The sequence below is a fragment of the Robiginitalea insularis genome, assembly GCF_052497835.1.
The window spans coordinates 2346849-2358459 of the sequence record NZ_CP199296.1 but is presented as its reverse complement, the minus strand read 5'-3'; the positions used below and the strand labels follow the sequence as shown (position 1 = coordinate 2358459).

Here is an 11611-nt window from a genome sequence, read left to right as displayed (position 1 = left end):
CAGCTTTTGTCAATTATGTTAGTCTTCACAATGGGGGAAGCTGCAGTCAATTTAGTACAAATACTTTGCCGCAGCCTCCCCCATTTTTTTATAGTTGTGCCCTATTCCGGGGACAACTACCAGTTTCCAGTTAAAATCAAATCCCAGATTCTTCGCTGTTTTCTTGGCTTCCTCGTAAAAGAATTTTCCGCGTTCCAGCCGATGGCTACCCTGAGCGTCTGCGCTTGATGAAACCAAAAAAGTACCTCCGGTTTCCTGTGCATTATCCTCCTCGCCCAGAAATACAACCAGCTTATTTGCAAATACAGAAGCTAAATCCTTACCCTCCAAAGGGCTCTTCGCTAATCCGAAAGGGTATGAATATTCAGAATTAGGCAGCGTATAGAAACTGGCATTGGACGCCAGTATACGGTTTATTTTATGGCTGCTGTGGAACAGCGCAAGCCGGTGCAGAATATGGCCGCCTGCAGAATGACCAAAAAGGTCATAAGTAGTCTGCTTGCTTCCCGTTGCTGCTACTGCCGTGTCAAAGATATGGTCAAACTGACCGAAGAGCCAGGCAGTAGGATCAGGATTCACTGTAAACTCAAGGTTTGCCTCATCCACTAAGACCCTGTTGGTGCCTTCAATGGGGCTTACGAGTCCTATAATATTTGATTTACTTATAACCCCTCCCAGGTGATAATCCTCAAAACCGTAAAAGATTTCACTGAAGGACGGAGACAGGATCAGTACACTGTACTTCTCGGATAGTTCAATCCAGGAATCCCGGTAGTCATCCCCGTTCCTGCCAGCACCGGGGATAACCATCAGTATTTCTGAATCTGCCGTAAAATTTTTCGGTTTATAGTAGAATACACGGATGCTTTTTGCCGGGTCCCGGCTGTCTTTAAACAGAAAATTCCCGGATCCCTTGCTCAAATGAATGTCTTCATCAACTTCCTGGCTACCGGCTATAAGCCCCATTTCGCATTGGGGACAAAGGCCCGGTTCCGAAAAAGCCAGCAGGTCACAGGATGCATTGCAGGGTTTGCAGATATACTGCGCGTTAACTTCCTGATAAGGGAGTATGCATCCCATAAAAATTAAGAGAAGAAAGGCTTTACAAAAAGTGTTCATGTTATTTAATTAACTATTGTGTTTTGATGAAAATCCTAAGTTACGCTTTAAAAACAAAGTTATAGGGTCTGTTGGACGGACTGGTTCCAGACCCCTGTTGAAACCGTTTTTTCAACATATTCTCTAAAGTCTGTAGCTTTCCGACCTAATACCTGCTGCACATCAGCTGAAACTTCCTGGTTGTGCGGGTTGCCCAGTACTTCACTGAATAAATACCCGAATAACCAAACATAGGAGTCCGGCAAGCCGGCGGCTTTCATGCCTTCTTTGAACTCATCCAGCGAAATAGGCAGATACTTAATCTCCCTGCCGGTTCCGGCAGCCATGGTTTCCACTACTTCCCCCCAGGTCATTTTACGGGGGCCGGTTACCGTTAAGGTCTGTCCATTATAGGTATCGTCCACCAGTACCCTGGCAACAACATCCGCGATATCATCGGCATCCACAAAGGGGATCTCCGCCTCTGGCATGGGGAGGGCGACCTGGCCGGCCAGCACAAATTCAAGGAAAGCCCCCTCGCTGAAATTCTGGTTGAACCAGGAAGCCCGTACCAGGGTATAGTTCAGCCCGGAATTTGCTACGATTTCCTCACAGGCTTCGGCCTCTTTCTCTCCCTTCCCGGAAAGCAGTACCACTTTCTCCAGGCCTTCCCTCAGCGCCGCCTCGGTCAGTTTTTCTATGGCTTCCCTGGCACCGGGAACGGCCAGGTCCGGATAGTAGACAATATAGGCCCGGTCCATTCCTTTTAAGGCAGGCACATAGGTGGATGGGTCATCCCAGTCAAAAGCAGGGCTACTATTCCTCGATCCGATTCGGACATGATGACCCGATTCATTGAGTCGTTCCACTACGCGGCTGCCCGTCTTACCGGTTCCTCCGATAACTAAAATGTTGTGTTTCATAACTAATGATTTAAATGTGATTTATTTATAGTTTTATTTTTTTGATCTGAACAAGAATGGCGCATACAGTTGTCAGGAAGGATAGCACTGCAAAAATGGTCCGGTACAGGTGCCATCGATTCCAGTTAGATTCGTAGTACTCCCTGAATGCAGCCAAACGGTCTGCACTCATTTCCCCGAGCCTTAATAGGTCGAGCTGATCATTTAAGGGGACGTTCCCCAAACCGGTTATGACGATGGTCCCTATCAAATAAGTAATAGCCGACCCCAGCAACAACCCAAATACCAACTTATCGGTATGGAACTCATAAATACTAGCCACAATGAGGAAAATGATGCTTCCGAAAAAAATCAGAAAAAAGCCAGGGTTTAAAATGGCCTTGTTTATGGATTGCATGGTTTCCAGATAGGTAAGGTCTGCCAATTTTTTGGTTCCGGGGATCACAGATACCGACCAGGCATAAAATAAACCTGCTGAAAGACCGGTGAGCACAACAGCAGCAAAAAGTATGATTGTTTTAAGTGAGAAGTCCATAGTTCCCTGATTTTATTTTTGGTAAAACTACAGACAACTATAAGGGCTTGCTTGGCACTTTACGCCAATGTTATGGCAGTTTCTGCCAATTGGAAGGAAACCCTAAGAATTCCGGAAGGTGACCGGGGATAAACCGGTCCAGCGCTTAAAAGCCCTGCTGAAAGTACTTTGTTCGGAAAACCCTGTTTCGAAGGCAATTTCTGAAATGCTTCGTCCGGTATTCCGCAATAAGTCCCTCGCCACGCCCTCCTGGGTTTTCCGAATAAGGTCCCGAAAGGTAATCCCATTTTCGCGAAGTCTTCTGGCCAGTGTCCGGTTGCTCATCCCCATATGTTCACTGACCTGGTGTATACTGGGAATACCACTGGGCAAGGCATCCCGAACGAGTTTCTCAACATCAATGGCCACCTGGTTGGCCGAAATCACCAACCCATGGGTTTCTTCCTCCACACGTTCAATCAGGAATTTATTAATGCTGGTGTCTGCCTTTGCTGTTCGGGTTTCCAGGTCGGAAGTGAGGTAAGTAATAGAGTAACCGGGTTGATTAAAAAGTATTGGACACCTGAATGCGTTGGTATAGCTGCTTAAATCCATTGGTGGGCTATGAGCAAAGCAAACCTGTGTGGGGGAAATATCGGTTTCGGTCATTGCCTGTAATACAACAACAGTAGCTGCAAGGGTAGCCTCATTGGAAAGCTCCAGACCCCTCCGGTGTGGTTCCCGTAACAAATGTATGACTGAATAGGTTCCTTTTTTCTCAACTTTAAAGACATAGGTATTGGAAAGCAATTTGAAGTAGCGCTCACTGCGTTCGAAGATTTCCCCGGCCCAGGAACAGGTCCGCCAGGAAAGACCCAAAACCCCGTAATCCTCAATCTTCATTTGCTGCCCGACCCGAACGGAAAAACCGGGTCCCAATTCTTTGTCTAATATTTCATGGAGTTCGAAAAAGTGGTCGGCCGGGACCGCCTGAATGCCATCCAGTGCATCATGAGGCGTAGACAGTTGTTTCAACGCCTTGTCACTGACTCCCTCGGCCAGAGCGCAATTCACCATTTTGCGGTAAAGGTTTATCGAGATGTACTTCAAATCGGGGAGGTGCTATGAGAGTTGCTTATTGATTCATTATTGTGACCTTTAAGTTACTAAAAATCCCACAAGCAGATTACACCTTCATTTCCAACGTATGAATTCAACAAGGACCAAATCAGGGAAAGAGATCCAAAATTCCCGGTTTAAGGGTGTATGGCCTAATTCCCTGTCCCAGCCGACAGATGCATTATCTTCTTTATAACGCCTTTTACAACCCTTTTGCTTCTCAAGCGAGGCTGCCAGGATAAATATGTGAATTATGTAACTAATTGTGCCCTTTGTGTAAGCCTTTGAGGGTATTTCGGATAGACCTTTGACGTATAATTCTAAAACTAGAACATGAGAAATAAAATTTTAAGCCAGGCTGCCATTTTACTGGTATGCAGCGTACTCCTTATTGGATGTAAGGAGGAAGCCAAGAGTATGGATACCTCTGCAGAGAAGGTACAGGAAGCCGAAAAAGAAGTTGCGGATGCCCAAGATGACCTGGCCGATGCCATTGCCGTTTTTCAGAAAGAATCTGCCGCAATCATTACCGCAAATGAAAAGCGGATCGCCGAAATAAAGCTCGAGATTGCCGAAGAAAACATGGATAACAGGGATGAATTCCGTCAGGAACTGGCCAAAATAGAGGAAAGGAATGCCCAGTTGAAGAAAAAACTATCAGACTACAACAGGGATGGAAGTCAAAAATGGGATGCTTTCAAAGAAGAGTTTAACCATGATATAAAGGAGTTGGGGAAAGCCTTTGGTGATTTAACGGTTATCAATACCCAGTAAAAAGATACCCATAAAAATCAAATCATGTAAAACATGCTTTAGCTACTCTCTCTATTTTTAATAGCCATTTGTGGATTTGGATTCTTCGGATTTCAGATTGGGAAATCTATTTTTACCAATGTTTACATCGAACTCAAAAAACTTGAAAGGTCTGTTTCCCTGTCCAGGCCAAACTTTTTCTTTTCCAAATAACTACCCCCATAGAGACTCACATTTAAACATTAGGTCTTGCATTATATTCCACAGCGCTTCCTCTATACGCAAAATGAAATCGATGCCAACCTGAATTTCCCCGGAGTCGAAGGGCTTCATACTCCTACCCCGATTAATGAATAATAGAAAAAGACTATCCCTTTGGCGCGACAATACTTTTGAACCTTGGGTCGTCAAATAAAGGCCTGAAATGGTGATCAAAGGAATAAAACCCTTCATCTTGAAACGGGAATCCCAGTCTAACCGCAGCGGCCAGCATTTCGATAGCCTTGTCATCATTACCCATAATGGCCTGGGCCCTTGCATTGGAATATGCAATTAAAGCTTCCCTTAATGGCCCCTCGGGAACCAACTCCCGGGTACGATCTATATTTCCGGTTTGCCCCAAATAGGCATAACAGGCGACTAAGTCCCCCAACACGTCCTGTTTGTAAAACATTCCCGGTGCGGCCAGGTCTATGGACTGGACATAAGACTCCAGGTGGGCCGCCGCCTGCGTGTAGTTCTCCAGGATCATCTCAGCATTTCCCGCCCATACATGGTATTCCCCATCTTCCTTGTTCTCTCCAGCATAATCCTTTAACTGCCCGGCATAAACCCGGGCCAGGCTGTCCTGGCCTTTCAGCAGCAGCGTATTGCAAATGTTGATCAAAAGCGGACCCTTCCCGTTAAGGCCCTGGTCCGGTGCGACAAGGACCCTTTCCCCAATCTCTTCATATCGCCCGGTATGGATCAGGACCAGGGTGTATAAAGTATTTTTCCATGGACGTTCTAAAACAAGAGGATACTTTTGAAAATTGTTGTAGACCGAATCCATTTCACGAAGCAAGAAAAGAGGAAAATCTACAAAATCGGTTGGATGAAGAGGATCATCAGTGTCCGCCACAACGACCAAGGAATCATAGCTTTGTCGAAGATCGATCGCCTTTTGTTGATAATTGGCACTCATATAGCCCTGCTCAGCCCTGCTAAATGAGACTTCGTCACTGGGGTCCATCCGGAACATGGCTTCGGCAATCTGCCCGGCCCTCAGCCAGTCCAGGGAAGACCTGGCCCGTACGAAGTCATAATAATGCTGTTCCCATATGGTAAAGTTTTGGCGCCGGCCTTCAAGGGCCCTGTGCATCGAATCCTTTTCGCGATAGCGCTGGAGGTTGTGATAAGTTATACTAAGTTTTAAAAGGGGGGATAGGAAGGTTGAGTCCAGTTCATTTGACCTCAGGAAATGGACCTCGGAATTCAGAAGATACGCTTCGCGCTCCGACAAATCTATTTCTTCATTAAAATACTTATTAAAATCTTCTACTCCAGCAAGGTATTCCCTGTAGGCGCCAAACTGCGGCGGTTTTTGCCGATACCGCTCTGTATTTCGGACTTCCCAAAACCCCAGTATTTCCTGGGTAAGTGCTTCCAGGATGTCGCTTTTCCCGTCCTCTCGACCGATAACCGGTTTTGGGGAATAAACTACCAATCCTGTCCGGGTATCGACAATATTTGGCTGTACGTAGAGCTGATCCCCTTCCATGTAATAGCGGCCCGTTATAAGCATGCCTATCCCACTGTTTGAAAAGCGTTCAGGGATATCAAGGGGGGAGATCCCGGCTTCCGCCAATTCCTTCTGAAGGTTTTCCGCACGCAGGATATTGACCTGCCCGGTTTCCATAAGCTGTCCGGTGAGCCAGTCCGAAATCAAATTTCCGAAAGCGTCCAGTCCAGCCTCCTGGGTTTTGTTCTCGAAAGGGAGGACGACCAGGCTGCTAATGCGCTGTTCCTCAGAGAGGACTGAATCCTCAGGTTTGAAATACCACACTGCCAAAATGATAGCCAGGAGGACGCCTGTTGCTTTCAGCACTGTCCATTTTGCCGGTTTCGGTACAGGAGGTTTAAACTTTCCCTGCAGTTCGTCCCTCCTCGGAACGACGATTCCCTCATTGGCGACGGCGAAGACCTCAAGGGGCTCCTCCACATTCTTAAAATCGAAAGACCCCATGGATTTAAGGGAGAATTCAGGTTTGTTCACCAACTGGTCCTTTACCGTTTTGGATACCAGGATACCTCCCGCAACTCCCATGGATTCAATCCGGGAGGCGACATTGACCCCGTCGCCAAAAACATTGTCCTCGGTAAAGATTACCTCGCCAAGGTGGATTCCAAAGCGAACAGGCAGCTGCCTTTCACGGTAAAGAGACTGAAGCCGAATAACACATCTTACCGCCTGGCTGGTACTTTCAAAAGAAAGCAGGCAGGCGTCCCCGAAATACTGTACAATCTGCCCACTGAAGGAAGGAACCCATTCCTCCAATTCGGATTTGAAGACCTGAAGAAAGGACATGGCCCTGGCCTCGTCTTCCTGCATCAGGGCGGTATACCCTTTTATATCGCCGAAAACGATCGTGCTTAGCCTTTGATTGTCCTCCATTGATTAGGTTTAATTTTCCGGATCTTTCATTACTTGATTTACTATGTATGAGGAAGATATACCCTATTAAAAATACAATTTTTCCTCTTACATATTTGGGTGTACTATGCTGAAGCGTAGAACAATGTAGAACTAGGTAAGAACTTGTGCAATCGAAATATGGGAATATTAATTAAGCGGTTGCAAAAAAAAAAAGGGTCTGAATGATAAGAAGCGTTCTTCACAAAAAACAGGCAAAACTCATTCTTCGTTATTATTTGGGGGGCCACTCCCCCACCCCACATTCAAATTAACCTTCCATCCTGCAATCTACAATCGGCATCCCAAAAAAGACTAAACCTTTACTTACTGAAACCCAATCTCCTCAATGGCCTTACGGCTCACCTTAATGGCTTGCAGGGGCTCCATGGTAAAAGTCCGGTCCTGCTCCACCATATAGTATTCCATCCCGGACTTTTCTTTGGCTTCCAGGATCCTGCCAAAGTCGATGGTCCCCTTCCCTACCGGGGCGAACCGCCCCTCTTTATCCATGTCCTTAACATGCCAGGCTTTAAAGCGGCCCGGGTAGCGCTCAAAATAATCGAGAGGGTCTGCCCCGGCCCGGGTAACCCAAAAGAGGTCCATCTGGAAGTTTACAAATTTCGGATCGCAATTCTGCAGCAAATAATCGATTACCACCACCCCGTTTTCATCTTCCACAAATTCAAAATCATGGTTGTGGTAAAGCATTTTCAGGCCAACCGCAGACGCTTTTTTTCCAAGGGTATTCAGGACCTCCGCAAGCTTTTCGGCTCCCCCGGTCATCCCCATGGCATTGGTTTTTGGATCATAGGTAAACATCCCCATGGGCGGGATGGGCACAACAAAATATTCAAAGCCTGCTGCTTTCACATCGGCCATCATCTGGTCTGCATTCTCCAGGGTTACACTGCCCTGATGGGCGCTAAGCGGGTTCAGGTTCAATTCTGTCAACAATGACTTAAAATCCTCCGGGGACATTCCGTAAAACAATCCACCTTCGTAACCGGCGGATTCAATATTCCGGTATCCGGCCTCAGCCACAGCTTTTAACGTTCCCTCTGCATCCTTTGCCATTTCATTGCGCACAGTATAGAGCGCCAGCCCGCCCAGGCGCTGCTGTCCTTTCGCAAAAACGAAGGTAAAACCAATGAGCAGGGCTGCGAGTGCATACTTTTTAGTTTTTAATCCTATTTTTAGCATAATAGCCTGATTTTTATTTGATTCATTCCAAGAGAAAGGTACTTATTTGTTGCGATTTATCCGAAGCTCATGATTAGAAGTTTATCCCCTAAAGCTAAAAGAAACTTGGCCCGTATTCTGCCTTTTGGGCTGATCTGGCTGCTTTTGGGCTGGTACAATTTGTTTACGGAGGCTGCCGTTACCGGCAATCAGAACCTGAATCCGGAAACAACGATTACCCTGAGCCCCAGTGTTTTTATTTTTGCCAGCCTTGCGGTAACCTTTGTAGGGCTTACGGTAGGAGCCCTGGAGATCCTTTGGTTAGGGAACCTTTTTAAAAACCGAAGCCTGGGGATGAAACTGCTTTTTAAAACCGGTTTCTATGCTCTGTTTCTGTTCGGGATCATCCTTCTATTTTTCCCCCTGGCCTCCAGCATTGAACTGGGGATACCCTTCTGGAGCGAAGACAACCGGGCCCGGCTTGTTAATTTTCTTTTTAGCCTGACCTTTATCAGCACCATGGTATCCATCGTTTTCAGCCTGCTGGTGAGCCTGTTCTACGCAGAGGTGAGCAACCATATAGGGCATACCCATTTGCTTAAGTTACTCAGCGGGCGCTATCATAATCCGGTAGCAGAAACCCGCATCTTTTTGTTCCTGGACATGAAATCATCCACCACCATCGCAGAAAAGCTGGGGCATGAACAGTATTTTAAATTGCTTCGGGATTTTTACGACAGTCTGTCGGAAAGTATTATCAATCGGGAAGGAGAAGTGTATCAGTACATAGGGGATGAAGTGGTCATCAGCTGGAAAAAAGCAAAAGGCCTGGCTAACCAGAATTGCCTCAGGTGTTTTGATCAAATGAAGCAACACCTGAAATCAAAAGAGGCCTACTTTACCAAACACTACGGGCTGCTCCCCGCCTTCAAGGCCGGGATGCACCTCGGGCCAGTGACTACCGGGGAAATAGGCGCCCTGAAAAAAGAGATCTTTTTTACCGGGGATGTGCTGAATACAACCGCCAGGATTCAGGCAAGCTGTAACGATTTTAATACGGACCTGCTCCTGTCAAAAGCCCTTGCAAACGCACTTCCACAATCTGATACCCACAGCTTTAATACGGTTGGCGAAGTGCAATTAAGGGGACGGGAAGCGCCCATTGAACTCGTTTCGGTAAGACGCCTATGAGTCCGTATATCTATGGGAAATCATTATCTTGTCAGGTAACAGCCTTGCTGTCTTATAGACCGTATTTAAACCTATTAATCAAACTGATAAAATAGAACTAATGAAAGCCGACCTGGATTTTATCCGCTCCCAGTTTCCAGCCTTTTCAGAGCCTTCCCTGAGCGGATGGGCCTTTTTTGAGAATGCCGGGGGATCCTACCCCTGCAAGCAGGTTATCCAAAAACTCACAGATTTTTATACCCTCAACAAGGTACAGCCCTACTATCCGTATCCGGCCTCCCAGAAGGCCGGGGCTCAGATGGATACTTCCTATCAGCGGATGGCCGAATACCTGAATGCCGACCCTTGCGAAATCCATTTCGGGCCTTCCACAACCCAAAATGTATATGTACTGGCCAATGCCATGCGACCTATGTGGCAGGATGGAGATGAAATAGTGGTTTCCTGCCAGGACCATGAGGCCAATGCAGGTGCCTGGCGCCGATTAGCCGACAGGGGGATCAAAGTGGTGGAGTGGCATGTAGATGCGGAAACCGGCCTGTTACATCCCGAACAACTGGAACAACTTATTACTTCCAGGACGCGACTACTCGCCTTCCCGCATTGTTCCAATATTATCGGGGAAGTAAACCCGGTTAAGGAAATTTGTCAACGAGCCCGTGAAAAGGAAATACTCACGGTAATTGATGGTGTTGGGTACGCTCCTCACGGTTTTCCGGACCTGAAGGAGTTACAGGCAGATGTGTATCTTTTTTCGCTTTACAAAACCTTCGGGCCGCACCTGGGGCTGATGTTTATCAAAAAATCGCTGATGGGTAAAATGCAAAACCAGTCCCACTTCTTTAAGGAGGGGATTACCCGAAGCATGTTTACCCCCGCCGGGCCGGACCATGCCCAGATTGCCTCCGTTTCGGGTATCCTGGATTATTTTGATACTGTTTACACCCACCACTTTAAAAAAGAAGCTACAGGACCCGAAAAGAACAAAGCGCTCAATACGCTATTTCACCAGCACGAGAGCAGCCTGCTAAAACCCGTGCTGGATTTCTTTAAATCCCGGGAGGATGTACGCCTGTTGGGCAGTTACAGGGTTGGAACCCGCGCCCCTATTGTGTCCTTCCTGCCTCTGAAAAAACCAGTTGAGCAGGTTTACAAAGCCCTCATTGACCATAAACTGATGCTGGGGATGGGGGATTTCTATGCGGTGCGCCCCCTTATGGATATGGACATCCCCAGGCAACCCGGGGTCATCCGGATCTCCTTTTTGCATTACACCAGCCTGGAGGAGATTGATCAATTACTGGAAGGACTTGAAAAAGGCTTATAGCCTGTAGACGCTTGGTCCACCCTTTGACCCTTATGATTTCATCTTTTTTGTTATTTTCACCTGAATGCTGGTATACTTTAAAAAAATCAGGAACAGCCTGCTCCGGTCCGGGGCTGTCCGCAAATATGTCTTCTACGCCCTTGGAGAAGTAGTACTGGTCATGATCGGGATACTGTTGGCCCTGCAGGTAGATACCTGGAATACGCAACGGGAACTTCAGAAAAAAGAGCTGGTGTACCTTAGGGAAATTAAGGGTAACCTTCAGGCGGACCGGGAAACTTTAAAAAGTGTTCTTTCCTTCAATACCTTAAAGGATTCGGTTCTGGACACCACTCTGAAGATGTTTTTTTCCGATAGTTCCGAAGTGGCTTTTGCGCTCACCTTTGAATCCAGGATGCCCTTACTGGCACAATACCAGGTCTTTGAGTCCAACAGGATTGCCTTTGAAAATATGTTAGGTGCCCAAAGTATCGATATTATAACTGATGACTCACTGCGCATCCTGCTTTCCAGCTATTACAGGGACCGGGGATTTGACGATGGGACCCAGGAACGGGTAAAACAACTTACCCGGATTTTTGTTGACAATATCACCCCAAAATTGATGAATGCTGAAATCATTCAAAAATATTACGGAAAAGCCTCGGACTTTGAATCTGCTGCGGAAATCAGTATGAAAAAAGATCGCCAGCTGTTCGGGGATCTTTTCGGGATGCAGCAAAACCTTTTTTCGCATAATATCTATCTGGAGGAACTGGGAGCAGAAATCAAGCTACTCGATGCGGCTATACAAACTTATTTGAACGAAAAACTTAAATAAATAATAGCTGCTT

At 46.7% G+C, this 11611-nt stretch carries 10 protein-coding genes; 4 read left to right on the top strand and 6 right to left on the bottom strand.

What is annotated here, in order from left to right:
* Positions 1 to 51 precede the first annotated feature (51 nt).
* The 4 genes from ACT6NV_RS10600 to ACT6NV_RS10585 all read right to left on the bottom strand — a co-directional run bounded on the left by ACT6NV_RS10600 (position 52) and on the right by ACT6NV_RS10585 (position 3645).
* Positions 52 to 1119, bottom strand: coding sequence for a hypothetical protein (locus tag ACT6NV_RS10600; protein WP_445384424.1), 1068 nt, complete (start codon positions 1117 to 1119; stop codon positions 52 to 54).
* A gap of 59 nt (positions 1120 to 1178) precedes the next feature.
* Complete coding sequence (locus ACT6NV_RS10595; RefSeq protein WP_445384423.1) at positions 1179 to 2021, bottom strand: NmrA family NAD(P)-binding protein; 843 nt, start codon at positions 2019 to 2021, stop codon at positions 1179 to 1181.
* A 25-nt stretch (positions 2022 to 2046) separates the two neighbouring features.
* Positions 2047 to 2556, bottom strand: coding sequence for an anthrone oxygenase family protein (locus ACT6NV_RS10590; protein ID WP_445384422.1), 510 nt, complete (start codon positions 2554 to 2556; stop codon positions 2047 to 2049).
* 102 nt (positions 2557 to 2658) lie between these two features.
* Positions 2659 to 3645: an AraC family transcriptional regulator ligand-binding domain-containing protein gene (locus ACT6NV_RS10585; RefSeq protein ID WP_445384421.1), complete on the bottom strand. Its 987-nt coding sequence runs from the start codon at positions 3643 to 3645 to the stop codon at positions 2659 to 2661.
* Positions 3646 to 3987: 342 nt separating this feature from the next.
* On the opposite strand from ACT6NV_RS10585, the gene ACT6NV_RS10580 reads away from it, so the two are divergent.
* Entirely contained in the window at positions 3988 to 4428 is a 441-nt protein-coding gene (locus tag ACT6NV_RS10580; protein ID WP_445384420.1) for a hypothetical protein, read from the top strand.
* Between the two features lie 346 nt (positions 4429 to 4774).
* Here ACT6NV_RS10580 and ACT6NV_RS10575 read toward each other — a convergent pair whose 3' ends face one another.
* Together ACT6NV_RS10575 and ACT6NV_RS10570 are read right to left on the bottom strand one after the other, a co-directional pair.
* A complete protein-coding gene (locus tag ACT6NV_RS10575) occupies positions 4775 to 7060 on the bottom strand; it encodes an adenylate/guanylate cyclase domain-containing protein (protein ID WP_445384419.1) in 2286 nt (761 codons plus the stop codon).
* A gap of 345 nt (positions 7061 to 7405) precedes the next feature.
* A complete protein-coding gene (locus tag ACT6NV_RS10570) occupies positions 7406 to 8281 on the bottom strand; it encodes a sugar phosphate isomerase/epimerase family protein (RefSeq protein WP_445384418.1) in 876 nt (291 codons plus the stop codon).
* 105 nt (positions 8282 to 8386) lie between these two features.
* On the opposite strand from ACT6NV_RS10570, the gene ACT6NV_RS10565 reads away from it, so the two are divergent.
* The 3 genes from ACT6NV_RS10565 to ACT6NV_RS10555 all read left to right on the top strand — a co-directional run bounded on the left by ACT6NV_RS10565 (position 8387) and on the right by ACT6NV_RS10555 (position 11598).
* Positions 8387 to 9451 (top strand): adenylate/guanylate cyclase domain-containing protein, encoded by a 1065-nt coding sequence (locus ACT6NV_RS10565; protein ID WP_445384417.1) that lies wholly within the window; start codon positions 8387 to 8389, stop codon positions 9449 to 9451.
* Between the two features lie 100 nt (positions 9452 to 9551).
* Positions 9552 to 10778 carry an aminotransferase class V-fold PLP-dependent enzyme gene (locus ACT6NV_RS10560; protein WP_445384416.1) on the top strand — a complete coding sequence of 409 codons (1227 nt, stop codon included), beginning with the start codon at positions 9552 to 9554 and terminating at the stop codon, positions 10776 to 10778.
* Between the two features lie 64 nt (positions 10779 to 10842).
* Entirely contained in the window at positions 10843 to 11598 is a 756-nt protein-coding gene (locus tag ACT6NV_RS10555) for a DUF6090 family protein (protein WP_445384415.1), read from the top strand.
* Positions 11599 to 11611: the final 13 nt, after the last annotated feature.